The sequence below is a fragment of the Mycobacterium sp. URHB0044 genome, assembly GCF_000620625.1.
In the GTDB taxonomy this organism is placed as follows: Bacteria; Actinomycetota; Actinomycetes; order Mycobacteriales; family Mycobacteriaceae; genus Mycobacterium.
The window spans coordinates 281406-305782 of sequence record NZ_JIAW01000007.1 but is presented as its reverse complement, the minus strand read 5'-3'; the positions used below and the strand labels follow the sequence as shown (position 1 = coordinate 305782).

Below are 24377 nucleotides of genomic sequence, written 5' to 3'. Positions count from 1 at the left end.
AACGCCGTGACCTCGTCGAAGACCCAACCACTCATCGTCGGCATCGGCGGGACGTTGCGGAAGGACTCGTCCACCGAACGCGCGCTGCGACAGTGTCTTTCGGCCGTCGAACGCCACGGCGGGCGGACGCTGTCGTTCTACGGTGACGACATCGACCTGCCCATGTACAACCCGCACGAAACCGAGCGCACGGACAAGGCGGTCGCCTTGGTGGCGGCACTGCGCGACGCCGACGCGGTCGTGGTCGGTTCACCCGGCTACCACGGCGCAATATCGGGGTTGGTCAAGAACGCGCTGGACTACATCGAGGATCTCCGCGGCGACCAACGCGTGTACCTGGACAACACCCCGTGGGGCTGCATCAGCTGCGCCTACGGCTGGCAAGCCGCGGTGGGCACACTTGGTCAGCTGCGGGTGATCGGTCACGCCCTGCGCGCATGGCCCACCCCGCTTGGGGTGGCGATCAATTCGGCCGACAAGGTCTGGGACGAGGCGGGGGAGTTGGTGGACACCACCGTCCAGGGACAGCTCGACATGCTTGCCGCCCAGCTGATCACGGGTGCCGCGCGGGCGAGTTAGCGGCTCGAAGGGGTGAGCGGTTGTCGCGGGTCATTGAATCGGTTCGTCACCCAACACGGTGGTGCGCAGCATCTCGCGAGGGGAGTCCGGCGGATATGGGGCCGCACGGTGCAGTACGCCGCGGTTGTCCCAGATGACCGTGTCGCCAATCGACCAGTGATGGCTATAGACCTGGTCGGCCCCGGTGGAGCGGTCGAGCAGGCTCGCCAGCAGCGCCCGTCCCTCGTCGACATCCATGTCCACGACGTAGTCGGCCGATGCGCCGAGCACGAGTGACTTGCGTCCGTCGTGGTGCGTCCACACCAGGGGGTGTTCATGGGTGGGCCGCGCTCGCCATCGCGCCAGCTGTTCGGGCGTCGGGTCGGGGGTGACCCGCCGCTGCGACGCCTCCAGAGAGTGCACGACCCGCAACGACCCGAAGCGATCCTTCTCGGCCTCACTGAGCGCGTCGTAGCCTCCGTAGGCGCTGGCGAATTCCGTTTCGCCGCCAGCCTCGGCGACCTGGACGGCACTGAGCACCGTCGCCTTCTGAGGGTATTCATCGTTCAGCGGCGTACACCCGTCGATGTGCCAGTCGAAAGTGGCCCGCAAATACGCGGCCGAGGCGTTCTTCGACTTGTCCAGCGTGATCGGGTAGATGCCCGACACGGGGTGCTGTCCGTCGGCCGAGAAGTCCACTTCGCCGAGTCGGCGGCAGAAGGCGACCTGTGCCTGCGGATCCAGGTTGAGTCCGCGAAAGACCAAGACTCCGTTGCGTTCCAGTGCATCCAGCACGGCCTCGCCCAGCAACTCGTCGGAGGCCAGCCGGTCCGGATCGATGCCGGTCACCTCCGCGCCGACCGAATCCGTCAGCTTGTTGATCGTGAGCGCACTCATTTCGTGTCCTTCTCTTGGTTGGGCGCAAAGTTCACGGCAGTGGCTCCCCGACTCGCGTCATGACGGCATCAGCAGCATCTGTGGGAATCTGTTGGCCGAACACCTCGACTGCCATCGCGACCATCACCAGCGAATAGATCAGGTGCAACAGATTGATGGCGTCCTCGGACATGTCGTCGAGCGGGAATTTGTCGCAGTACTCGATCGCCTCCTCGAGTCGTGGGAAGAACGCATCGTGAAACTCGTGCAGCTCCGGCATGGTACTGGCCAAGCGCTTGTTCCACCGCTCGTCTTCGGTTGGAAGACACCAGCTCTGGGCGTAGTCCTCCAGCTCGGCGAACGCACTGGGCAATATGGCGTCGGGCATGTTCACACCCCAACCGACGCGGACTCGCGCTGATATTCGCCCACCCAGTCGCCGACCACCTTGTGCAGATGCCGGACGAGGATCTCCTGATCGTTGAGCGGAAAGTGGTCGACGATGCCGGTTTCGAGGGCCGCCTGGGTGCCCCCGAGCATGCCTGCGTCCTGCAGTGCGAACTCCTTGAGTACCACCGACGCCACCTCGTGTTCGATGCGCTCCCGGACGGTTCGGGCCGGGTGGAAGCCGGTGTAGGCCTCGAACCGATGAGTGTTGTGCGACGTCGGCCAGTATCGGTAAAGGAGGTACCAGCCGCCGTAGATGAGGATCTCCAGGTTGGGGAAGATCTGGAAGTTGCTGATTCCCCATGGCGAAATGTTTCCGGGATTCAGGCCCTTCGGCAGTTCGCCGATGTCGGGGGTCCGCCACGGGCCGACGAGCCCGCTCCTGGTCGCCCGCTCGATCGGGTACATGAACTCGGGCGCGAGCTCCCAGCGACGGGTCCCGGCAGTGGATACCAGTCGGTGCGGCCCGTCGAGCTGAAAGTGCGCACATTCGAAGGCTGCACCGGGATCGCGCACCGCGGACGGCACCTGTTGCGGATGAAGCGCCGGCACGTGGTAGTACTCCTGAAACGCGTCGGCAAAGACCTTCCAGTTGCTGTTGTTGTCGGCGACGAAGTCGTAGCGCTCGGTGAGCATTTCGAACGGATAGTCGTCGAGGCCGGTGACCATTGGCCCGAGGAACTCGCGCAGCGTTTGCCGTGGCTCCTCGTCGAAGTTGACGAAGATGAATCCGTTCCATACCTCGCAGTGCACGGGCCGCAGTCCGTACTCGGCCTTGTCGACGTCGAAGAACTCCGACTCCTGCTGAACGTAGGTGAGCGCACCCTCGAGGTCGTAGCGCCAGGCGTGGTACTTGCAGGTGAACTGCCGGCACATGCCCTTGGTTTCCTGGCGGGGAAAGTCGTTCCACACCAACTTGTTACCGCGGTGCCTACATACGTTGTAGAACGCGCGGATCTTCTGGTCCTTGCCGCGCACCACGATGATGGAGGCGTTGACGACCGCAATCTCCTTGGTGAGGTAGCTGCCGACGCGAGGCACCTCTTCTACGCGAGCGACGTTGAGCCAGGCGCGTTTGAAGATGGCCTCGCGCTCGAGTTCGTAGAACTCTTCGGACGTCGAGTCGCGGAACGAGATGGGTCCCGTGCCAAGGTCGGGGTAGTGCTCAGTCCAACTTCCCTCGGCGGGTTTCGGCCAGCGGGCCATGTCATCCTCCTAGTTCGAACGCTGCGGATTTGCCTGACGTGGAACGCTTGTCACATCACGGATCCACCATTGACGCCGAGCACCTGGCCGGTGATGAAGCCGGCCTCCTCGGAGCACAGGAACGCCACCGCCGCGGCGATGTCGTCGCCGGTGCCGAGGTGGCCGAGCGGAATGTTGCTTGCCATCGTCTCGTTGGGCGGCAGGTTGCCGTCGCGCTGCGCTTCGTGCTGCATGGGTGTCTCGATGCCCGATGGCGGGACGTTGTTGACGGTGATGCCCAGCGACGCGTACTCGCGCGCCAGCGATTTCGTCAGCGAGATCAATGCACCCTTGGATGCGGCGTAGTGGGCCATCTTCGGGGAGCCGCGCTGGGCGCTCGACGAGGAGATCATGACGATACGGCCCCATTTCGCCGCCTCCATGTCGGGCAGTGCGACCTGACAACAGTGGAACGTGCCGGTCAGGTTGACATCGATGAGGCGTGCCCACGACTCGATCGTGATGTCGGTGAACGGAGAAAAGTCCACCAGCCCAGCGCTGGTCACCAGGATGCCGACCGGGCCGAGCTCGGAACGGATCTTCGCGAACGCCTCCTCCACGGCGGGTCGGTCGGTGACGTCGGCCGCGACGCCGAGTGCGTTGACGCCGCCGCTACGCAAGTCCTCTGCCACCCGTTGCGCCGCGTCGCCGTTGACGTCGAGCACTGCCACCTCGTGGCCGTTGCGGCCGAGCGCATGACACGTCGCCTCGCCCATTCCGGATGCACCACCGGTGACCACTGCGACCCGGCTCACCGGTGACACCTCGCGTCAGCCATGTTCGGCTCCTTACTCATAGACGACTCGGACCCTCGGGCTCGTGGGGACGGCCTGACAGGTAAGCACCCAACCCTCGGCCACTTCATCGGCCTCCAGCGCATCGTTGTTGAACATCCGCGCGGTGCCCTCCTCCAAATGGGCCATACACGTACCGCAGGAGCCGGTTTCGCAGGAAGCGGGTGCAGTCAAGCCGGCCATGCGGGCGGTTTGTAGCAACGTGTTTCCGGCTCGGTACTGCGCAACCGTGGCGCGGCGGTCCAGCACGATGGTGACCTCGTCGGTCACGCGCGGGCCAACGTCGGCGGGTGTGATTTCGGTGTGCTGAAAGCGTTCCAGGTGCATCCGGTCTGCTCGCACGCCCACGGCCAGCGCGGTGGACTCCACGGCGTCCATGAAGGGCGCAGGTCCACAGATGTAGAGTTCGGCATCTCCTGCAGCGCCGACGAACGACGCGAGCTGGTCCGGGTCCACCACGCCGGCGTCGTCGTCGAAGTGATGCTGGACCACGAGTCGATCGGGATGTGCCGCGACGAGCCGTTCCAGCGCGTCGGCGAAGATCACCGATTCGCGACGGCGATTGGCGTAGAACAACCGAACCCGACGTGACGTGCCGGCAAGCGCCGAGGCGACCAGTGAGAACACCGGCGTGATGCCGCTGCCCCCTGCAAAGGCGACGAGCTCCCGATCGGAGTCCGTGAGAACGAACCGGCCCTCCGGTGGAGCGGCATGGATTTCGTCGCCCGCCGCCACGTTGTCGTTGAGCCAATTGGACACCACGCCATCGCGATCCCGTTTGACCGTGATGCGGAGGTCGTCACCGACGATGGGGGAGGACGACATCGAGTAGCACCGCCGGTACTCCTCACCGGCGACCGTGACGCGGAGGGTGAGGAACTGGCCGGCTTGGTACTCGAAGTGCGGCGCCCACGAGCTCGGCACGTCGAACACCAACGACACGGCCTCGTCGGTTTCCTGCTGAATCCGCTTGACCGTCAAGGGCGCAAAGCCGGCAAAACCGGTGCCGTTCAGCGGCTCGACTCCGCTTCGAGTCGCCCCGTCGACCACTTCACTTGCCGCTGATCCGCTCATCTACTCAACTATATCAAGTACTTGTCATTGCCGACAGTGGTGAGCTGTCAGAAGTGCGCAACCGTCGTGACGATCAGGGTGGTGAGTGGTGGTCCCGAAACGGATGGCCGGTGCCCTGTTCGACGATCCGGGCCAGGAGGTCGTGCAGCGTCTTCTGCTCGTCGTCGTCGAGGACGCCGAACACCTCGTTGTGTGCTGCGACTGCGTCGGCGTACACGGCGGCGGTGACGTCGCGTCCCTTATCGGTGAGATATGCCCGCAGAATTCGGCCGTGCGCGGGGTCTGGCTTGCGTTCCACCAGCCCGCTGCGCTCAAGGGACGTCAACGCGAGCTGGGCCCCCTGCGGGGTGATCAGGAGCCGCCGGGCCAGCTGCGCGCCCGACAGCCCAGGTTCGTCAGCCAGCTGACGCAACAGGCCGAGTTGACCCATGGTGACGCCGTGGCCGCTGATCGATTCGTTGACGGAGCCGTACGAGAAGTAGAAGCTCTGTTTCAGCAGCCACAGGATGTTGTGCGTGAGTTCCATGCTGGACCCGTCTCCCGTCGCTTCGCTCGCCCGGACCAGCCTACGGCCGCTTGTAGACATGGCCGTCCTTCATCACGAACCGCACGTCGAGTGTGGTCGTGATGTCACGGGACGGGTCGCCGGGTACCGCGATGATGTCGGCGAGATACCCAGGGGCGATGCGGCCGAGTTCACCGTCGGCCTCGATGAGTTCGGCACTCGTGACGGTGGCCGCCCGCAGCGCCCCCATCGGGGTCATGCCCCGATCGACCAGTGCGCAGATCTCCTTGGCGTTCTCGCCATGCGGGATGGCGGGCGCATCCGACCCGCACGCGATCTTGACTCCCGCCTTGATGGCCTTGGGCAGCATCGCCTGGGCTTGCGGAAAGACCTCGGCCGCCTTCTTGCGCAACTCGGGGGCGATGCGATCGACGGCCATCGACTCGGTGAGGTACGTCGTCGAGACGAGGAACGTGTCGTGGTCGACCATCATCTGGATGGTGTCGTCGGTGGCGAGGAACCCGTGCTCGATGCAATCGATGCCGGCCCTGATGCAGGCCCGGATGGCACTGTCGCCAACGGCGTGCGCGGCCACGCGCACACCCGCGCGGTGTGCCTCGTCGGCGATCGCCTCGAACTCGGCGTCCGAATACTGCTGGGAACCCGGCGCGGTGCTGTGTGACATCACGCCGCCGGACGCCGACACCTTGATCAGCTTGGCGCCGTGGCGAATCTGGTAGCGCACACAGGCAATGACATCGGGCACGCCGTTGGCGATCCCCTCGGCCACCGATAGCGGCATGATGCCAGGCGCCAGCCGCTGAAACACGGTGGGATCGAGATGTCCGCCGTAGGGCGTCACCGCGTGGCCGGCCGGGAAGATGCGCGGGCCTTCGTGCCAGCCGTTCTCGATCGCGCGTTGCAAGGCGACGTCCAACAGGTACCCGCCGGTCTTGACCATCAGGCCGAGGTTGCGCACGGTGGTGAAGCCCGCCAACAGCGTCGTGCGAGCGTTCACGGCACCGCGAAGCGTGCGATAGGCGGGGTCATCCTGAACCCCGTGCATCGGCGAGGGCAGCCCATCCGGCCCGCCAGGCCCGCCGATGAGCAGATTGAGTTCCATGTCCATCAGACCTGGAAGCAGCGTGACGTCGCCGAGGTTGACTTCAACAGCCGAATCCGGCAGTGGCTCAGTCGGATTGACGGCAGTGATGCGATTGCCGTCCACCACGATCACCGCCGGTGAACGGATTTCGCCCGCGTCGATGTCGACCCAGCGATCGGCCCTAAGGACCAGTGGTTCGGTCACGGAACGGGTTCGGACAGGCAGTCCAGGGTCGATGCGCCCGAATCGGGGACGCGCGGCTGTTTCCAGCACTCGACGGGAAAGGACACCATGATCATGGAGTACAGCAGGTGCATCAGATTCAGCACGTCGTCGGGCAGGTCGTCTAGGGGGAACTTGTCGCAGTACGCAATTGCGTCCTCCGCCCGAACGGTGATGGCGTCGTAGAACGCCTGCATGTCGGCCATCGAGCTGGCCAGGCGCTTTGCGTAGCGCTCCCGCTCGCTCGGCAAGCACCAGTCGGAGAACTGCTCGAATTCGGCGAATTCGGTTGGCAGCATGGCAGTCATCGCATCACACCCCGGCCGTCTTGCTCTGGTAGTCGCTGATCCACGCCTTCGTTTCGGCATGAAGGTGGCGCAAGAGCACCTCCTGATCGTTCAACAGGAACTTCTCGACGACACGCGACTCGACCATCGTCTGCGTGGCCTCGAGGGTGTTGGCGTCCTGCAATCCGTACTCCTTGAAGGACACCGCCGCGAGTTCCTGCGCGATGCGTTCCCACGGGGTGCGGGGCTCCGGAAAGTACAAGGTGCCCTCGAACACGTGGGTGTTGTACGACGTCGGCCAGTAGTGATAGGTCAGGTACCAGCCCTGGCCCCAGAACAGGATGACGAAGTTCGGGAACAGCTGGAACGAATCCAGGCCCCACGGGCTACATCTGGCGGGGTTGATGCCGGTCGGCATGTCGCCGATGTCACGGCTGTCCCACGGCCCGAACAGCCCGCTCTGGCAGATGTCCTCCATGGGCTTGCGCATCTCGGCGTCCAATTCCCACGCACGGATTCCGGACGTGCTCACCAAGCGGTGGGGGCCGGCGATGCGATAGTGCGGCGCCTCGAAGCCAGCCTCCGCGGCGGCCTTCGAGAACTTCGTCGGCGACTGGTTCGCGTGCAGGATGGGGGCGTGATAGAACTCCTGGAACGCGTCCATGTAGAGCTTCCAGTTCGCGTTCACCTCTGAGCGGTAGTACCAGCGCGACGTCAGCTCGCCGAACGGGTAGCCCGCGAGATCAGTGATCATCGGGCCGAGGAACTCGGTGAGCGTCTGCTCCGGCACCTTCGCGAAGTTGACGAAGATGAAGCCTTCCCAGACCTCGCAGTGAACGGGAACCAGGCCGTACTCGCTCTTGTCGAGGTCGAAGAACTCGCCTTCCTGCTGGACGAAGGTCAGCTCGCCGTCCAGGTCGTAGCGCCAGGCGTGGTACTTGCACGTGAACTGCCGACACATGCCGCTGGTTTCCTCCAGCGGCATGTCGTTCCACACCAGCTTGTTGCCGCGGTGCCTGCAGATGTTGTGAAAGGCGTTGACCTGCCCCTGTTTGTTGCGCACCAGGATGATCGAGGTCTTCGCGACCTTGAGCTCCTTGGTGAAGTAGCTGCCCGTGCGCGGAAGTTGCTCGACGCGGCCGACATTGAGCCACGCGCGCTTGAAGATCGCTTCCCGCTCGAGCTCGTAGACCTCCGGCGAGATGGAGTCCTCGTAGGACACCGGGGCGGTGCCGAGTTCGGGATAGTGCTGTGTCCAACTACCTTCAGCTGGCTTCGGGAAACGAGCCACCGCTGCTCCTGTCGAATTGGGCCGCCACTTGCGTTTGGCGCAGTTCGGGACCTTCCTCGACCGACGGTATATGCTCGACGGCGCAATGACAAGTAGTTGATATTCATGGTTCGCGCGCTATGCCGAGGAGGCTTTCGATGCACCGCGAAGACGCGTTGTTCATCGGTGGGACGTGGGTGGCACCCAGTTCCGGCGAGGTCATCGAGGTGATCTCGCCACACTCCGAAACGCCCGTGGCTCGAGTTGCCGCGGCCGGTCCGCTCGACGTGGACGCAGCCGTGACCGCGGCGCGCGCCGCGTTCGACGAAGGTCCGTGGCCGCGCTTGGCGGTGACGGAGCGGATCGATGTCGTGCGTCGACTGGCGAAGGTCTTCGCCGAGCGGAAATCGGAGCTGGCTCAGGCCATCAGCACCGAAATCGGCGCTCCCATCACCTTCGCCGAGCGCGCCCAGGTGGGCCTGCCGTTGATGATGATGAACGCATTCTGCGACGTGGCGGCTGACTACCCGTGGGAGGAGAAGCGCGCCGGGTTCTTCGGGTCGGATCTGCACATCCGCCGCGAACCCGTCGGCGTGGTAGCCGCGATCGTGCCGTGGAACATGCCGCAGTTCCTGATCTCCACCAAACTGGTGCCCGCGCTGCTGGCCGGATGCTGTGTCGTGCTGAAGCCGGCGCCCGAGTCCCCGCTCGACGCGTTGCTGCTGGCCGACATGCTCGAGCAACTCGGCCTCCCGCCCGGGGTCGTCAGCGTGTTGCCCGGCGACGGCAAGGTCGGTGAACACCTCGTCACCCACCCGGGCGTGGACAAGGTGTCCTTCACGGGGTCTACCGAGGCCGGTCGGCACGTCGCCGCGGCGTGCGGCGCGCAACTCAAGCGCGTCAGCCTCGAGCTTGGAGGCAAGTCCGCGGCGATTCTGCTCGACGACGCCGACCCCGCTACCGCTGCGGCCGGAATCCGCTCCGCGAGCCTGTCCAACAGCGGCCAGATCTGCAACGCCCTCACCCGAATCCTGGTCCCCGCCAAGCGTTCCTCCGAGTTCGTCGACGCGCTGGCCAATGAGCTAGCAGCCATCGTCATCGGGGACCCGGCCGACCCGGCCACTCAGATGGGGCCGCTGGTCGCACGGCGCCAACAGACTAGGGTGCGCGACTACATTCGCGCGGGTGAGCGAGAAGGCGCGCGGCTCGTGGCCGGCGGCGCCGAGTCGCCCGAGGGCCTTGAGCGCGGTTGGTACGTCCGGCCGACGCTGTTCAGCGACGCGGACAACTCCATGACCATTGCGCGCGAAGAGATCTTCGGACCCGTGCTCACCGTCATTCCCTACGACGATGAAGCGCAGGCCGTGCGCATCGCGAACGACTCCGACTACGGACTGGCCGGCTCGGTGTGGACCGCCGACAGCATCCGCGGGCTATCGGTCGCGTCCCAAATCCGCACGGGCACATTCGGTGTCAACCAGGGCTACACGATGGACCCGTTCGCGCCATTCGGTGGGGTGAAGAACAGCGGGCACGGCCGCGAGCTTGGTCGCGAGGGCTTCGACGGATACACCGACCTCAAGTCAATCGCCGTCGCAGGCTGAAGTAGCAAGGGGTATCACGTGGCAACCCAACTGGATAACGACGTCCCCGTCTTCCACGCAACCGGCGGTGAAAATGTCTGAGGGCGAGCGACTTTCCCCGTTGCCGTTCGAGCAGTGGGGCGACGGGGCCAAGGCGGTACTGCCGGGGTATCTGGGCAGGCCAGAGCTGTACACCGGATCGGACGCCCGGCCCATGCCAAAGGTGATGGGGCTGTTCGCCCACAACGTCGCACTCGGTCAAGGCTGGTTGGAGTTCAACCGCGTGCTGGCGAAGTCGGCCACCGTCGACGTGCGCTTGCGCGAGCTGATCATCCTTCGCGTCGCGTGGGTGGCCCGATCGGCGTACGAGTGGAGTCAGCACACGCGGATCGGGCACCGGGCCGGGCTCACGGTGGAGCAGTTGCACGCGGTCCCGCAGGGACCTGCCGCAAAACTGTGGTCACCCGTCGAGCGGGCCGTGCTCGCAACAGTCGATCAACTGATCGACCATCAGGTCGTCGACGATGCGACCTGGGCTGAGCTCGCAGGGCACTTCGACCGATCGCAATTGCTCGAGGTGTTGTTCACCGCTGGCACCTATATCTGCTTCGCCGCGGTATGCAACTCTGCGCGCCTGCTGCCCGATGCGCCGACCGAACCGGTCGATGCACCCGAGTTACCTGACCTCGCAACCTAGCCCGGCTCAGAGTTCGGCGCCGATCGACCCGAGGAACGCCTGCTTCCGCAGTCGCGAAGTTCCACGGCTTGCCGCGGCGGTGGTTCTGCCTATGAATTAAGCACTTTGGACATTCCGGCGCTTCCGAGAATCGGGTTCTCCCGATTTGGTAGTGCCAGTATCGTGTGCTTTCGTGGAGTTCGAGCGAAAGTCCGTCGTCGTCGATGGACTCGTCACCGGGTATCTCGAGGCGGGTAACGGCGATCCTGTCGTGCTGCTGCACGGCGGCGAGTTCGGCGCGAGCGCAGACCTCGGCTGGGAGCGCACCATCGGCGCGCTGGCCGGGCGTTATCGCGTACTGGCACCAGACATGTTGGGGTACGGCCACTCTGCGAAGGTCGTCGACTTCGTCGACGGGCGCGGCCTGCGGATCCGGCACGTCGCCCACTTCTGCGACGCGATGGGGATCGGAAGGGACGGCACCCCGGCACACTTCGTCGGCAACTCGATGGGGGCCATCAACCTGCTCACCGACCTCACTTCCGACGCGCCAGTGCTACCCGTCCGAAGTCTCGGACTGATCTGTGGCGGCGGCGCGATTCAACGCAACGAGCACGCAGACGCGCTCTACGACTACGACGGCAGCGTCGACGGCATGCGCCGCATCGTCACCGCGCTGTTCTACAGCCCTGCGTATCCGGCCGACGACGAGTACGTGAACCGGCGCCACGCATCGAGCACCGCGCCCGGTGCGTGGGAGGCGATCGCCGCGGCACGGTTCCGTCGCCCCGGGCTGACCCCGCCCGCGACGCCGTCGACAGAGCGCGCATACGAACGGATTTCGGTGCCTACCCTCGTCGTCGAGGGAGCGGGCGACAAACTGCTGCCTGCCGGCTGGGCCGCTGACATCGCGGGCCGGATCGCGGGCGCGCGGTCGGCGGTGGTCGACGCCGCGGGTCACTGCCCACAGCTCGAACAGTCCGAGGCGGTCAACGAATTGCTGTTGCAATTCTTGGAAGGGACGTCTGCGTCATGACTAACGAATTGGCAGGCAAGGTCGCGATCGTCACCGGCGGCGCGGCAGGCATTGGCCGCGGCATCGTCGAGCGATTCCTGGCCGAGGGCGCGAAGGTGGTGGTCGCCGACGTTCAGCGTGAACTCGGCGAGGAGCTAGCCGCGGACGCGGGCCCCGACGCTCACTTCCACTACACCGACGTCGGAGACCAGGCACAGGTCGGCGAACTCGTCGAGACTGCGATCGAGAAGTTCGGCGGACTCCACGTGATGGTGAACAACGCCGGGGTGTCCAGCCCACTGCGTAGGGGCTTGTTCGACGAGGACTTCGCCGAGTTCGACAAGGTCATGCGGGTCAACGTGCTTGGCGTGATGGCGGGCACCCGCGACGCCGCGCGCCACATGGCCACGGCTGGCGGCGGATCGATCATCAACATCTCCTCGATCGGTGGGGTCCTGGCCGGTGGCGGCGTTTCCACCTACCGAGCCTCGAAGGCGGCGGTCATTCACTTCACCAAGTCTGCGGCAATCGAGTTGGCGCACTATGAGATTCGGGTCAACTGCATCGCGCCGGGCAATATCCCCACCTCGTTGGTCAAGAAGGCGGCCAGCGGCGAGGACCGCGAGCGACTCGAGGCGTTCGAGGCGAAGATCCGCCAGACGATGCGCGACGACCGTCCGCTGAAGCGGGAAGGCACGGCCGAAGACGTCGCCGAAGCGGTGCTGTACTACGCCGGCGACCGATCGCGCTACGTCACCGGCACCGTGCTACCCGTCGACGGCGGCACGGTGGCGGGCAAGGTGCTGCCGCCGCGCAAGCCCAAGCCCGAGTAGTAATCGGAGCCGCGACGAACGAGGACCATCATCGCCAATTTAAATCAGTCGCTTGACTTAAACGGAAGTTCGGCGTTGACTGAACCAGTGACCGCAGCCAGGACCCTGCGCACCGAGCGGGCGACCGGCACGCGCGATGCGATCCTCACCGCCGCCGAGCGCCTCTACGCCGAACACGGCGTCTTCGCCGTGTCGAACCGACAGGTGAGTGAGGCTGCGGGACAAGGCAACAACGCGGCGGTCGGCTACCACTTCGGAACCAAGACCGACCTGGTCCGGGCCATCGAACAGCGACACCGCGAACCGATCGAAACGCTGCGGGAACGCATGGTGGCCGCCACCGACGGGTCCACCGACATGCGCGGCTGGGTGGCATGTTTGGTGTGCCCGCTCACCGACCATCTCGCCGAACTGGGCAACCCCACCTGGTACGCGCGATTCGCCGCGCAGGCCATGACCGACCCCGCCTATCACGGCATCGTGGTCAAGGATGCGTTGAGTTCACCGTCGTTGGTCCAGGTCGTCGAGGGCATCAACCGGTGCCTGCCCGACCTTCCGCCGGACATCCGCTTCGAACGCAACATCATGGCCCGAAACCTGTTGATGCACAGCTGCGCTGATCGGGAACGCGCGCTCGCCAACGGGGCGACCGTGGCCCGCACGTCGTGGCAGGCCGCGGGCTCCGGCCTGATCGACGCGATCGTCGGCCTGTGGCTGGCACCGGTGACGCCTGAGGGCGATCTCGCGTGAAGGTGACGGTGGACCAGGACAAGTGTGTGTCGTCGGGGCAGTGCGTGCTCAACGCGGCCGACGTGTTCGACCAACGCGACGACGACGGCGTGGTGGTTCTGCTCGTCGAAGACCCCGGCCCCGAACTCGCCACGGCCACCCGCAACGCCGCCGAGGCCTGCCCCGCCTTGGCCATCCACATCGAGGAATGAGAGACATGTCCGAAACGCTCGCGCAGAACGAGATCGACGCCGACATCCCCGAATACCCGATGGAGCGGTCGGCCCGCTGCCCGTTCGCGCCGCCGCCGGAGGTCCTCGAGCTGAGCGCGGCGGCACCGCTGTCGCGGGTCCGCATCTGGGACGGCAGCACGCCGTGGCTGATCACGGGGCACGAGGTGGCGCGGGAACTGTTCGCCGACGCCCGGGTCAGCGTCGACGACCGGCGCCCAGGCTTCCCGCACTGGAACGAGATGATGGTGTCCACGGTCAACAAGCGACCGCGCTCGGTCTTCACCTCCGACGCCGAGGAACACACCCGGTTTCGGCGCATGCTGTCCAAGCCGTTCACGTTCAAGCGCGTCGAGGGCCTGCGGCCCGCTATTCAGCAGATCACCGACGACCACATCGACGCGATCCTGGCAGGCCCGCAGCCCGCCGACATCGTGACCGCGCTCGCGCTTCCCGTCCCGACCCTGGTGATCAGCGAAATGCTCGGCGTCCCTTACGAAGACCACGAATTCTTCCAGCACCACGCGAACGTGGGCCTCGACCGGTACGCCAAGGCCGAGGACACCATGACCAAGGGCATGAGCCTGTCGAAGTACCTGTGCGACCTGGTCGAGGCCAAGATGGCCAATCCTGCCGAGGACGCGGTATCCGACCTGGCCGAGCGGGTGACGGCCGGTGAGATCGACGTCAAGGAAGCCGCCCAGCTGGGCACCGGCCTGCTCATCGCCGGCCACGAGACGACGGCCAACATGATCGGCATCGGCGTGCTGGCACTGCTCGAGAACCCGGAACAGGCACAGCTGCTGAGCAATACGGAGGATCCGAAGGTCATCGCCAACGCGGTGGAAGAGCTGATGCGCTACCTGTCCATCATCCAGAACGGGCAACGCAGGGTCGCGACGGACGACATCGACATTGCCGGCGTGACCATCCGCGGCGGCGACGGCATCATCATCGATCTGGCACCCGCCAACTGGGATCCCGCCGCCTACCCCGAACCCGACAAGCTGGACCTGACCCGCGACGCCGGCCAACAGCTCGGCTTCGGCTACGGCCGCCACCAGTGCGTCGGCCAGCAGTTGGCCCGCGCCGAGCTGCAGATCGTGTTCCACACCCTCTTCCGCCGCATCCCCACGATGCGCCTAGCGGTCCCGTTCGACGAGATTCCGTTCAAGCACGACCGCCTCGCCTACGGCGTCTACGAACTTCCGGTGACGTGGTAGTCACCGAACACCCCTGCCTCACAGTCCGATTGGAGTGCCAACGATGACTACCCCAAGCACCGTCCTCTATCCGCCAGAAGGCTGGGGCGCGCCCAAACACCGGCACGGCCACTCCAGCGGCGGTGTCGTCGGCCTGCCCGCCGACACCGAGATCTTCTCCGCCGACAACCACATCTCGGTGGCGGACGACATCTTCTACGAGCGGTTCCCCGAGGAACTCAAGGGCGCGGCGCCGCGCATCTGGTACGAGGACGGCGCCTACATGGTCGGCATGAAGGGCAAGGCCTGGACCGGCGGCGACTTCGGCCGCGTTCTGATGCAGTACGACGACCTCGCCGGCGCCGCCTCCAATGACATCGAGGCACGCATCCGGGAGCTCAAGGAAGACGGCATCGACAGGGAACTGGCCTTCCCGAACGCCGTGCTTGCCCTCTTTCATTACCCGGACAAATCCCTGCGCGAGCGCGTGTTCCGGATCTACAACGAGCACATCGCGGATCTGCAGGAGCGCTCAGGCGGCCACTTCTACGGCGTCGGGCTGATCAACTGGTGGGAGCCCAAGGGCACCCGCAGCACGCTGGAGGAGCTGAAGGCCTTGGGGCTCAAGACGTTCCTGCTGCCGTTGAACCCCGGCAAGGACGACGACGGCAACATCTACGACTACGGCAGCACCGACATGGACGCGGTGTGGGACGAGATCGAGATGGCCGGGGTGCCGGTCAGCCACCACATCGGTGAGACACCGCCGAAGACGCCGTGCCAGAACAACAGCGTTGTGGTCGGCATGATGGTGAACGTCGACTCGTTCCGCGAACAGTTCGCCAAGTACGTCTTCTCCGGCATCCTCGACCGCCACCCGTCGTTGAAGATCGGCTGGTTCGAGGGTGGAATCGCCTGGGTGCCAACGGCTCTGCAGGATGCCGAGCACATGCTGGCCTCGTACCGGCACATGTTCAATCACGAACTCTCCCACGACGTAGGCTACTACTGGCGCAACCACATGAGCGCGTCGTTCATGGTGGATCCGCTGGGCCTGGAACTGATCGACAAGATCGGCGTCGACAACGTGATGTGGTCCAGCGACTACCCGCACAACGAGAGCACGTTCGGGTACTCGGAGAAGTCCCTTGCCGCGGTCGTCGAGGCGGTCGGTCCGGAGAACGCCGTGAAGATCGTCAGCGGCAACATCAAGCGATTCCTCGGGATCTAGGAAAGCTGCGACCATGACGACATTCCTGGAGCCGGGCGCTGCCCTGCTCGACATTCCCGACCTGCCCGACCGCGCACGGATGTACCGCGAGATCGGTGAGCGCCTGCGCGAGGCGATGCGAGACAAGGGCGTCGACGCCCTCGTTCTGCTCGGCAACGGCAACGTGGTCTACGCGACCGGTGCCAGCTGGCCGTTGCTCGACGCGGGGCTCTCACACGTGGAGCGCCCGGTCGCGATCGTGCTGGCCGACGACGAGCATCCGCATCTGTACATGCCGTTCCGCGAGGGATCCGCATGGGAGTCCGAGCTCCCCGCCGATCACGTCCACGGTCCGCTGTATCTCGAATTCGACGAGGGCGTCGAGCGTTTCGCGAAGGTGCTCGCAGAACTGGTCCCGCCGGGCGCGAGCATCGCGGTCGACGAGATGACCGGCGCCATGCGCCACGCCGCGAGCCGGCTGTTCCCGGCCGGACCGCCGTCGGACGCCGCGCTCGTCGTCGGCCCCGCCAAACTGGTGAAGACGCCCGACCAGATCTCCTGTATCCGCAAGGCCTGCCGGATCACCGAGCAGGCCGTCATCGATGTTCAGAAGGCCCTCGTGCCGGGCGTGCGTCAGATCGACCTCTCGGCGCAGTTCGTCCGGCGGGCCTTCGAACTCGGCGCTACCGCGAACATGCTCGAAGCCATCTGGCAGGTGATGCCCAGCACCAGGAACAGCGGGGGAGTCTGGACCACCACCGGCGATCTGGCACTGCCGCTGTTGACCACCGAGAAGGAACTCGCCAAGGGCGACGTGCTGTGGACCGACGTCAGCATCACCTACGACGGTTACTGCTCGGACTTCGGTCGCACGTGGATCGTCGGGCAGGAACCCACCCAACGCCAGCAGGCCCAGTACCTGAAGTGGCGTGAAATCCTCGGTGCCGTCCTGGCCGTGACGAAGGCCGGTGCGACGTCTGGCGACCTGGCGCGCGCGGCGATCGCGGCGAACGGCGGGGCCAAACCATGGCTGCCGCACTTCTACCTCGGGCACAGCATCGGCACCAACGCCGCCGAAATGCCCATGATCGGCACGGATCTCGGGCAGGAGTTCGACGACAACTTCGTGTTCCCACCCGGAATGGTGCTGGTGCTGGAACCGGTGATCTGGGAAGACGGCACCGGCGGATATCGAAGCGAGGAGATCGTGGTCATCACCGAGGACGGCTTCGCGCCGATCACCGACTATTCCTACGCCCCATACGGCGGCTTCTGATGGCACTCGAGATCCTCGCCGACGACCGGGCCCTGCGCACCGGACGCCGGGCACGGGCACTGGCCCAGATGGAAGCCTTCGACCTCGACGTCCTGGTGCTGGGGCGGCAGGCCAACGTCCGCTACGTCACCGGGGCTCCCCAACTCTGGGTGGCCGGCACGCGGCCCTTCGCGCCCATTTGCGTGATGATGCGCGGCACCGGCGAGATACACCTCAACAGCAGCTGGGACGAAGGCATGCCCGAGGAGATCGACCACGATCACCTCTACGGGCTGGCCTGGAATCCGATGACGCTCATGGACGTCCTGAAGAACATCAACGGTGCGGCCACCGCGCGCCGCGTCGGAACCGACGCGCTGTCACCGACGTTCGAACAGCTCCTTCCGATCGCGTTCCCGAACGCGGAACTCGTCGACGGTGAACTGGCCATGCGCACCGCGCGGCGCATCAAGACGCCCGACGAGATCACGGCGCTGCGTGCCGCGGTCGCCGTGGCCGAAAAGGGTTTGTCCGCCGCGCTTTCCGAGCTAACGCCCGGGATCACCGAGCAAACGTTGACCGGCGCCATGCTGGAAGCGATGGCCGCGGGGGGAGTGAGCACGTCGGCCACCCAGGACGGCGCGTGGATCACCTCGCGGCAGCACCCGTGGCGGCAGGGACCCAGGGATCGCCGCGTCGAAGCCGGCGACCTCGTGGCACTGGCGTCCGGCGCGCTGGCCGATGGCTACGTCGGCGAGGTCGGCCGCACCGTTCCCGTCGGCGACGTACCCGGTGCCGACGCGCTATACGAACGCTCGACTGCGCTGTGGGACAGCCTGATTCAGTTCTGCCGGCCCGGTGCCGCGGCCGCTGACTTGCTCGCCGCGTACGACACCGTGGGCGAACCGCTGCCCCCGATGGCGGTGGCGCATGGACTCGGTCTCGGGTTCGATCCGCCAGTGGTGTCTCCGGACCTGCCGCAGACTTCGGCCGAGGAACGCCTCGAGCCGGGCATGGTGCTGGCGGTGACCGGATACGTCTGGGAGCAGGGCGTCGGTGCGGTCTACCAACGCGATGCGGTGCTCGTCACCGACGCTGGTCCCGAGGTGCTGACGGCGAGTGATCGCCAGGCCTCCGTCGGGACGAGGTAGGAGATCGTGGCGGGCAAGGGCAAGAAGAGACCGTCGGCCGAGGAGATCATCCTCTACGACAAGGATCCCAAGACCAAGATCGCGACCATCACGTTCAACCGGCCCGAGTTCCTCAACGCGCCGACGTCCGATGCCCGCCTGCGCTACGCGGACGTGATCAGGGCAGCGTCGGTCGACAACGACGTCAAGGTCGTGGTGATCCGCGGCGTGGGCGACGATCTCGGCAGCGGCGCCGACCTGCCCGAGTTCATGGAGGGCGTCGACGAACCGGAGAAGCGGCTGCGGGAACTGCGGGTCGAGGAGATGGACGTCGACTACCCGCCCAAGGGTTCGTTCCGCAACGGCGCCACCATCAGTGCGTGGTACGCCAACGTGCAAGCGGGTAATCGGCCCCTGCAGGAACTGAAGAAGATCAGCATCGTCGAAGCCAAGGGCTACTGCTACGGCTGGCACTTCTACCAGTGCGCCGACGCCGATCTGGTGATCTCGTCCGACGACGCGTTGTTCGGCCATCCGTCGTTCCGGTACTACGGCTGGGGTCCGCGGATGTGGACCTGGGTGCAGATGATGGGTCTGCGCAAGTTTCAGGAGATGGTGTTCACCGGGCGGCCGTTCACCGCCGCGGACATGGAGAAGTGCAACTTCCTCAACAAGGTGGTGACCCGCGACCAGCTCGAGGCCGAGGTCGCCAAGTACGCGCTGGCGTGCGCCCGCAACCGGCCGGTCGACACCGTGTTCATGCAGAAGATGTTCTTCGAGGTGTACAAGCAGCATCAGGGCGAGTACATGGGCAGCCTGCTGAGCGCGTTCTTCGAGTCGATGGGCAGCGGCGTGACCAATGACAGTGGCAGTGACCTCGACATGCACGAGGCCATCGGCAGTGGTCTGGCCGCGGCGGTGAACGACAACGACGACAAGTTCCCGCCCGAGTTCCGGCTCAGCAAGAAGAACCGCAAGAAGTCGAAGTAGGTCGATGCACCCATTGGACGGCTACACCGTCGTCGACCTGTCGAGCGGGATCGCGGGCGCCTACGCCAGCAAGATCCTCGCCGACGGCGGCGCCGACGTCGTGAAGGTCGAAGCACCGGAGGGTGATTCGCTTCGCGGCTGGTCGGCATCGGAGGCCGTCATCGCACCAGGCGACGACGGTGCGCTGTTCAGCTTCCTGGGCTGTTCGAAGCAAGGCATCGTGGTCGATCCCGACGATGCGGCCGACGTCGAGATGGTCGAGCGGCTGCTCGCAGCTGCCGACGCCGTGGTGTGGTCGCGCGGATCCCGCGTCGCCGAACTCGATTCGTTCTCACCCGCGGCGATCTACCGTCGACACCCGCACCTGATCGTCACCGCCATCACGCCGTTCGGGCTGGACGGGCCATGGCACGACCGGCCTGCCACCGAGTTCACCCTGCAGGCGTGGTCGGGCGGGGCGATCGGCATCGGACGCGGATCGCAGGACCGGGCACCGGTGTACGTCGGCGGACAGGTGGGGGACTGGCTGGCCGGTGCGTACGCCGCCGCCATGACACTCGCGTTCCGAGCCCGCGCGCTGCGCGACGGACACGGCGAACTCGTCGACCTGTCGATGCTGGAAACCCAGATCCTCTGCCTCACGTACTATCCCGTCACGTTCTTCGAGATGCTCGGCCGGCCGTGGCGCACCGAACGCCGACCCACGGTGCCCGGAGTGGCGCAGGCCGAGGACGGTCTGGTGGCGCTCGGCTGCGGCACCGCCCAACAGTGGCACGACCTGTGCGCGATGTCGGGTCACGACGAATGGATCGACGAGGGCACGCAACTGTCGATCACCGAGCAGGCGAACCTGCACGCCGACGAGCTCTTCGAGTGGCTGCGCCACCAGAAGGTCGACGACGTCCGCGACCTCGCGTCGGCGTTCCGCATCCCCAACTCGCCAGTGGGCAACGGCGAAAACGTCACCGCCATGGATCACTTCGTCGAACGCAAGGCGTTCACGGTGAATCCGCGCGACGGCTTCGTCCAGCCGAATCATCCCTACCGGCTCGTGGGCGCGACGCTGCGGCCCCCTGCCGCGGCGCCGCGGCTCGGCGAGCACACGGCAGTCCTGCGCGGTCTGACGTTGACGCCCCGCCCCGCACCGGCGGGCAAGCCGCACCGTGATCGGTTGCCGTTCAGCGGTCTTCGGGTGCTCGACATGACGACGTTCTGGGCCGGACCGTCCTGCACCCATGCGCTCGGCATGCTCGGTGCGGAACTGATTCACCTCGAGTCCACCCGGCGCCCGGACGGTACGCGGCTGATCGCGGGCATCCCGGCGACCGAGGATCAGTGGTGGGAGCGCTCGCCGATCTTCTCGGCGCTCAACACGAACAAGAAGAGCCTGACACTGGACTTCCAGACCAAACGGGGACGCGACCTGCTGCGTCGGTTGATTCCGAGCTGCGACGTCATCGTCGAGAACTTCACCCCACGGGTGATAGATCAACTCGGCCTAGACTTCGACTCGGTGCGGAAACTGCGCGACGACGTGATCATGGTACGGATGCCCGGTTTTGGGCTCGACGGGCCGTGGCGCGACAACCCCGCGTTCGCCTACATCATCGAGGACGCGTCCGGACTGAGCTGGCTCACCGGATACCCGGACCGCAACCCGTACGAGCCGTACTCGGTCGGTGACCCGAACGCCGGCGTGCACGCACTCAACGCCGTGCTGCTGGCGCTCGAGCACCGCAGGCGGACGGGGGAGGCGGTGCTCGTCGAGGCCGCCATGGTGGACGCGGCGCTCAACGTCGCCGCCGAGCAGGTGATCGAACACTCCGCCTACGGCTCGCTGTTGCAGCGGGAGGGCAATCGCGGCCCGGTGGCGGCACCGCAGAACCTGTACCGCACCGCCGACGTCGACGAGTTCGGCAGGGCCGACTGCTGGGTCGCCATCGCGGTGGCCACCGATCGGCAGTGGGAGGCGCTGCGCGACGCGCTGGGACGCCCGGAGTGGGCGATGGACCCCGAACTGGAGCGCGACGCCGGGCGGCGGGCCCGTCACGACCTCGTCGACGAGCGGCTCGCTGCGTGGTGCCTACCGCGAACCGGCGATGCGATCGTCGAAACACTGTGGCCCGCAGGCGTTCCAGTGGCAAAGGTGATGCAGCCGCACCGCCAGAACGAGTTGGCTCAGGTGCGGCACCGGCGCTTCTTCGAACACGTCGGCCACCCGGTGAACGTCGCGGCGGCGCACAGCACCCTGCCGATCGGATTGTCCAACGGACCGGACCACTTCCACCGCCAGGCCGCCCCGCTGCTTGGCGAGCACAACCACGAGCTACTCGGCGAGCTCGGCCTGTCGTACGCCGAGATCGCGGCGCTGGAGCACGACGGCGTCATCGGCACCGCACCGGCCCACTGAGCGATTCGGGCGTGCTCCGTCACGCTCACCGTGACGAAACACGCCCAAATCGCTATTTCAGGTTGCTACCCGCGTCGATGGGCAGCGTCACGCCGGTGAGGTAGCGGCCCTCGTCGGAGGCGAAGAACAGCACCGCGTTGCTCACGTCGATTGGATCCACCCACGGGATGGGCAGGGTGTGGAACATCTGGCAGATCGGCGCCATGTCGTCGGGGCCCGGATTCTCCAGGTCGGGGCGGAACATCTTCCAGGTTCCGTCGTTCATGATCATCGGGGTGCTGACGTGCGTGGGGTGCACCGAGTTGACCCGAATCATGTGCTGGCCCAACTCGACTGCGAAGGTACGCATCAACCCGACGACGCCGTGCTTGGCCGCCACGTAGTGCCCGCAGTGCGGGTAGGCCTTCAAGCCGCCGACCGAGCTGGTCAAGATGATCGACCCGCCGTTGCCGCCCGCGATCAGATGCGGGACAGCGGCTTTCACCGTCTTCCACACCCCGCTGAGGTTGATGTCGATCATGTCGTTCCAGTCGTCCTCGCTGGTCTTGTCCAGCGTGTCGCCGCCGTTGCCGATGCCGGCATTGGCGACGATGATGTCGAGGCGGCCGAGCTGCTCGACACCGCTGTCGACCGCGGCCTTGAGTGCGGCGTAGTCGCGCACGTCGACCTCGGCGGTGACGATGCGGCGATTGTGGCCCTTCACCAGGTCGGCGGTCTCGGCCAAGTCCTCCGGAGTGGACGGCGGGATGCCGCCCTCGGCGACCACCGGCTTGCAGACGTCGATGGCGATGATGTCGGCGCCCTCCTCCGCCAGGCGCACCGCGTGACTGCGGCCCTGACCCCGCGCCGCGCCGGTGATGAATGCGACCTTGCCTTCAACGCGCCCTGCCATGTGAAACCTCTGCTCCTCGTCGGCACCATTGCTGTGCACTTGCTCAGCACTCTGTCACCGCAGGTCCCATTGTGTCAACGGCACATTCGATCTGGGCCGTTTGTACTTTTCGCTTAGTTCTGCTCGACGATGCGTCGGAAGCCGTTGAGCCGTCGCTCAGGTCGGTATGCGCAGCAAGGCTTCTTGGGCGTACGAGGCGACCAGCACGCCGTCGTGGGTGAGGATGTCGCCCCGCCCGAAGCTGCGGCCCTGCGCAAGCACCGGACTGTGCTGGCGCAGCAGCAGCCACTGCTCGGTGGTGAACGGCCGGTGGAACCAGATGGTGTGGCTGGTGACAGCCGAGGTGAACTGAGTGCCGTTGCCGCGCTGGCTGAGTCCGTCGAGCGGGCGCAGCGCGGTCCCGATGAGCGTGAGGTCGGTGGCGTAGGCGGCCAGCGCGGGCGCCAGATCGGGATCGGCGGGCGGGGTACGCATCCACAGTTCGAACTCGGGTGGCCCGGTCGTCGTCGCGTTGAGATCGTCGAGCGCCCGCGTCTCCCACGGGATGAGGTCGAGTGCCACCTCGTGGTCGGGGCCTGGCACCGGACCGACGGGCGCGATGGTTTGCAGGGCAGGCCCGTCCTCCGTGACGTGCATGGAGACGGATGCGGTGCCGATGGGCCCCTTGCCCTGCGCCGCGACGATCGACACTGTCGCGAACGAGCGGCCGTCGTGCAGTCGGGTCAGTACGTAGTCGACCGGTTCGTCGGCCCGGCCCTCCCGAGGAAACACCGCGTGCAGCGACTTGACCGTCTTCTCAGGAGACGTCAGTGAGGCGAGCCGGATGAACTGCGCCAGCAGCTGCCCACCGAACACGCGGTGGTACTCGAGGTGCTGATTGGCGGCGGTGAAATGCGTCTCCGACGGTGCCGCTTCGAACTTCAGGCATGCCAGCAGGTCGGACCAGAGATCGGGCACCCGCCGAGTGTAAGCGAAATTCTACCGCTGCGAGAATGTAGTTCTCAGCTAGCTGGCGGCGAATCCGTGGGAACAGAAGTCCCACACTTCGCCAGCCGAAATCGGTTTGACGGTGGCGTCGTCCGAGCCGCTGGATTGGGCGACGAACATCACCGTCTGCATCGTCATGGCCGCCATGCGCTTCGGGTTGATCTCGGGACGCAACTTGCCTGCCGCGGACGCGTCCTCCATCAGCTCGGTGAGCAGCACCAACAGGGGTGCGTGCGCGATCTTCACCTCGGATGGATGCGACACCAGCAGGCGGGGCGCGAAGTCGGTGAACAGCGGCCGCTTAGCCGCGGGATCGGGGCGCGACGACTCGAACAGCAGCTCGACGGCGACCTTCAGACGATCGATCGGATCGGACTGACCGGCGACCGCCGCGCGGATCTGATCGGCCGACCGGCTGAGCGCATCCTCGAACAGGGCGAGAAGCAGCTCATGCTTCCCGTCGAATTGCAGGTAGAAGCTTCGCAACGACTGACGCGAGCGGTCGACGACCTCTTGCACGGTGAAGTCCGTGCTGCCCTTTTCGATGATGATGGCCTGAGCGGCGTCGAGGAAGCGCTGAACTCGCTGGGCGGCGCGCAATTTCGCCGTCTTGATCGAGCGCTCGACCGCGCGCTGCTTCCAGGCCGGCTCTTCGCTGGGGCTGCTCACCAGCTGCTCAGATGCAGGCCGATTGGGAAGAACATGAATGAACTGTACCGGAGAACGCTTGGGCATTGCGGTCCTAGACCCCCTCGCGACCGACGTGTCTGAGATTGTAACTTTCTCATGGCGAGAATAGTATTCTCATTTTGGCCTTTACAGAAGTCTTACCAGAAAAGCCGCCTTCCGCCC

Annotated in this window: 25 protein-coding genes; 13 read left to right on the top strand and 12 right to left on the bottom strand. The window is 65.8% G+C overall.

The window, feature by feature from the left end:
* Positions 1-6: 6 nt before the first annotated feature.
* Positions 7-579 (top strand): NADPH-dependent FMN reductase, encoded by a 573-nt coding sequence (locus tag N536_RS0117320; RefSeq protein WP_029114751.1) that lies wholly within the window; start codon positions 7-9, stop codon positions 577-579.
* Between the two features lie 30 nt (positions 580-609).
* Here the strand turns inward: N536_RS0117320 and N536_RS0117315 are convergent, their stop codons facing one another.
* The 9 genes from N536_RS0117315 to N536_RS0117275 all read right to left on the bottom strand — a co-directional run bounded on the left by N536_RS0117315 (position 610) and on the right by N536_RS0117275 (position 8404).
* Positions 610-1455, bottom strand: a complete 846-nt coding sequence (locus N536_RS0117315; RefSeq protein ID WP_029114750.1) for a TauD/TfdA family dioxygenase — start codon at positions 1453-1455, stop codon at positions 610-612.
* 31 nt (positions 1456-1486) lie between these two features.
* Positions 1487-1822 carry a hypothetical protein gene (locus N536_RS0117310; protein ID WP_029114749.1) on the bottom strand — a complete coding sequence of 112 codons (336 nt, stop codon included), beginning with the start codon at positions 1820-1822 and terminating at the stop codon, positions 1487-1489.
* Between the two features lie 2 nt (positions 1823-1824).
* Positions 1825-3087: an SRPBCC family protein gene (locus tag N536_RS0117305; protein ID WP_029114748.1), complete on the bottom strand. Its 1263-nt coding sequence runs from the start codon at positions 3085-3087 to the stop codon at positions 1825-1827.
* 50 nt (positions 3088-3137) lie between these two features.
* Entirely contained in the window at positions 3138-3881 is a 744-nt protein-coding gene (locus tag N536_RS0117300; protein ID WP_029114747.1) for an SDR family NAD(P)-dependent oxidoreductase, read from the bottom strand.
* A gap of 33 nt (positions 3882-3914) precedes the next feature.
* The gene (locus N536_RS0117295; RefSeq protein WP_081809247.1) at positions 3915-4994 is read right to left on the bottom strand and encodes a ferredoxin--NADP reductase; all 1080 of its coding nucleotides are present in this window, start codon (positions 4992-4994) and stop codon (positions 3915-3917) included.
* A gap of 73 nt (positions 4995-5067) precedes the next feature.
* The gene (locus N536_RS0117290; RefSeq protein WP_029114745.1) at positions 5068-5520 is read right to left on the bottom strand and encodes a MarR family winged helix-turn-helix transcriptional regulator; all 453 of its coding nucleotides are present in this window, start codon (positions 5518-5520) and stop codon (positions 5068-5070) included.
* A 40-nt stretch (positions 5521-5560) separates the two neighbouring features.
* Positions 5561-6808 (bottom strand): amidohydrolase family protein, encoded by a 1248-nt coding sequence (locus tag N536_RS0117285; protein ID WP_029114744.1) that lies wholly within the window; start codon positions 6806-6808, stop codon positions 5561-5563.
* Positions 6805-7134: a hypothetical protein gene (locus tag N536_RS0117280; protein ID WP_029114743.1), complete on the bottom strand. Its 330-nt coding sequence runs from the start codon at positions 7132-7134 to the stop codon at positions 6805-6807. Before N536_RS0117280 ends, N536_RS0117285 begins: the two co-directional genes overlap by 4 nt.
* A 4-nt stretch (positions 7135-7138) precedes the next feature.
* Positions 7139-8404 carry an aromatic ring-hydroxylating dioxygenase subunit alpha gene (locus tag N536_RS0117275; RefSeq protein WP_029114742.1) on the bottom strand — a complete coding sequence of 422 codons (1266 nt, stop codon included), beginning with the start codon at positions 8402-8404 and terminating at the stop codon, positions 7139-7141.
* Between the two features lie 137 nt (positions 8405-8541).
* Here N536_RS0117275 and N536_RS0117270 point away from each other — a divergent pair, with 137 nt between their 5' ends.
* From N536_RS0117270 to N536_RS0117215, 12 genes are all read left to right on the top strand, one after another.
* Positions 8542-9987, top strand: coding sequence for an aldehyde dehydrogenase (locus N536_RS0117270; protein WP_029114741.1), 1446 nt, complete (start codon positions 8542-8544; stop codon positions 9985-9987).
* 73 nt (positions 9988-10060) lie between these two features.
* Positions 10061-10663: a carboxymuconolactone decarboxylase family protein gene (locus N536_RS0117265; protein WP_036436664.1), complete on the top strand. Its 603-nt coding sequence runs from the start codon at positions 10061-10063 to the stop codon at positions 10661-10663.
* A 172-nt stretch (positions 10664-10835) separates the two neighbouring features.
* On the top strand, positions 10836-11678 hold the full coding sequence (locus tag N536_RS0117260) for an alpha/beta fold hydrolase (protein WP_029114739.1): 843 nt from the start codon (positions 10836-10838) through the stop codon (positions 11676-11678).
* Complete coding sequence (locus tag N536_RS0117255; protein WP_029114738.1) at positions 11675-12490, top strand: SDR family NAD(P)-dependent oxidoreductase; 816 nt, start codon at positions 11675-11677, stop codon at positions 12488-12490. Before N536_RS0117260 ends, N536_RS0117255 begins: the two co-directional genes overlap by 4 nt.
* A gap of 30 nt (positions 12491-12520) precedes the next feature.
* Positions 12521-13240 (top strand): TetR family transcriptional regulator, encoded by a 720-nt coding sequence (locus N536_RS0117250; protein WP_051574566.1) that lies wholly within the window; start codon positions 12521-12523, stop codon positions 13238-13240.
* The gene (locus N536_RS0117245; protein WP_029114736.1) at positions 13237-13431 is read left to right on the top strand and encodes a ferredoxin; all 195 of its coding nucleotides are present in this window, start codon (positions 13237-13239) and stop codon (positions 13429-13431) included. The genes N536_RS0117250 and N536_RS0117245 overlap by 4 nt, the downstream gene beginning before the upstream one ends.
* Positions 13432-13436: 5 nt before the next feature.
* Positions 13437-14672 carry a cytochrome P450 gene (locus N536_RS0117240; protein ID WP_029114735.1) on the top strand — a complete coding sequence of 412 codons (1236 nt, stop codon included), beginning with the start codon at positions 13437-13439 and terminating at the stop codon, positions 14670-14672.
* Between the two features lie 43 nt (positions 14673-14715).
* Positions 14716-15882 carry an amidohydrolase family protein gene (locus tag N536_RS0117235; RefSeq protein ID WP_029114734.1) on the top strand — a complete coding sequence of 389 codons (1167 nt, stop codon included), beginning with the start codon at positions 14716-14718 and terminating at the stop codon, positions 15880-15882.
* Between the two features lie 13 nt (positions 15883-15895).
* Positions 15896-17137 (top strand): Xaa-Pro peptidase family protein, encoded by a 1242-nt coding sequence (locus N536_RS0117230; RefSeq protein ID WP_029114733.1) that lies wholly within the window; start codon positions 15896-15898, stop codon positions 17135-17137.
* The gene (locus N536_RS0117225) at positions 17137-18267 is read left to right on the top strand and encodes a Xaa-Pro peptidase family protein (protein ID WP_029114732.1); all 1131 of its coding nucleotides are present in this window, start codon (positions 17137-17139) and stop codon (positions 18265-18267) included. Before N536_RS0117230 ends, N536_RS0117225 begins: the two co-directional genes overlap by 1 nt.
* Positions 18268-18273: 6 nt before the next feature.
* Complete coding sequence (locus N536_RS0117220; RefSeq protein ID WP_029114731.1) at positions 18274-19236, top strand: enoyl-CoA hydratase/isomerase family protein; 963 nt, start codon at positions 18274-18276, stop codon at positions 19234-19236.
* Between the two features lie 4 nt (positions 19237-19240).
* Positions 19241-21646, top strand: a complete 2406-nt coding sequence (locus N536_RS0117215; RefSeq protein WP_029114730.1) for a CaiB/BaiF CoA-transferase family protein — start codon at positions 19241-19243, stop codon at positions 21644-21646.
* A 52-nt stretch (positions 21647-21698) separates the two neighbouring features.
* On the opposite strand, the gene N536_RS0117210 is transcribed toward N536_RS0117215, so the two are convergent.
* The 3 genes from N536_RS0117210 to N536_RS0117200 form a co-directional block, all read right to left on the bottom strand.
* A complete protein-coding gene (locus N536_RS0117210) occupies positions 21699-22538 on the bottom strand; it encodes a mycofactocin-coupled SDR family oxidoreductase (RefSeq protein ID WP_029114729.1) in 840 nt (279 codons plus the stop codon).
* Between the two features lie 156 nt (positions 22539-22694).
* Positions 22695-23495, bottom strand: coding sequence for an acyl-CoA thioesterase II (locus N536_RS0117205; protein WP_029114728.1), 801 nt, complete (start codon positions 23493-23495; stop codon positions 22695-22697).
* A gap of 48 nt (positions 23496-23543) precedes the next feature.
* Complete coding sequence (locus tag N536_RS0117200; protein WP_081809246.1) at positions 23544-24260, bottom strand: TetR/AcrR family transcriptional regulator; 717 nt, start codon at positions 24258-24260, stop codon at positions 23544-23546.
* Positions 24261-24377 lie beyond the last annotated feature (117 nt).

Coding starts and splice junctions, on each gene's coding strand:
- N536_RS0117230 (WP_029114733.1), top strand. CDS start 15,896: ATGACGACATTCCTGGAGCCGGGCGCTGCCCTGCTCGACATTCCCGAC.
- N536_RS0117215 (WP_029114730.1), top strand. CDS start 19,241: ATGCACCCATTGGACGGCTACACCGTCGTCGACCTGTCGAGCGGGATC.
- N536_RS0117225 (WP_029114732.1), top strand. CDS start 17,137: ATGGCACTCGAGATCCTCGCCGACGACCGGGCCCTGCGCACCGGACGC.
- N536_RS0117305 (WP_029114748.1), bottom strand. CDS start 3,087: ATGGCCCGCTGGCCGAAACCCGCCGAGGGAAGTTGGACTGAGCACTAC.
- N536_RS0117315 (WP_029114750.1), bottom strand. CDS start 1,455: ATGAGTGCGCTCACGATCAACAAGCTGACGGATTCGGTCGGCGCGGAG.
- N536_RS0117290 (WP_029114745.1), bottom strand. CDS start 5,520: ATGGAACTCACGCACAACATCCTGTGGCTGCTGAAACAGAGCTTCTAC.
- N536_RS0117210 (WP_029114729.1), bottom strand. CDS start 22,538: ATGGCAGGGCGCGTTGAAGGCAAGGTCGCATTCATCACCGGCGCGGCG.
- N536_RS0117270 (WP_029114741.1), top strand. CDS start 8,542: ATGCACCGCGAAGACGCGTTGTTCATCGGTGGGACGTGGGTGGCACCC.
- N536_RS0117235 (WP_029114734.1), top strand. CDS start 14,716: ATGACTACCCCAAGCACCGTCCTCTATCCGCCAGAAGGCTGGGGCGCG.
- N536_RS0117280 (WP_029114743.1), bottom strand. CDS start 7,134: ATGACTGCCATGCTGCCAACCGAATTCGCCGAATTCGAGCAGTTCTCC.
- N536_RS0117295 (WP_081809247.1), bottom strand. CDS start 4,994: ATGAGCGGATCAGCGGCAAGTGAAGTGGTCGACGGGGCGACTCGAAGC.
- N536_RS0117265 (WP_036436664.1), top strand. CDS start 10,061: ATGTCTGAGGGCGAGCGACTTTCCCCGTTGCCGTTCGAGCAGTGGGGC.
- N536_RS0117310 (WP_029114749.1), bottom strand. CDS start 1,822: ATGCCCGACGCCATATTGCCCAGTGCGTTCGCCGAGCTGGAGGACTAC.
- N536_RS0117255 (WP_029114738.1), top strand. CDS start 11,675: ATGACTAACGAATTGGCAGGCAAGGTCGCGATCGTCACCGGCGGCGCG.
- N536_RS0117200 (WP_081809246.1), bottom strand. CDS start 24,260: ATGCCCAAGCGTTCTCCGGTACAGTTCATTCATGTTCTTCCCAATCGG.
- N536_RS0117240 (WP_029114735.1), top strand. CDS start 13,437: ATGTCCGAAACGCTCGCGCAGAACGAGATCGACGCCGACATCCCCGAA.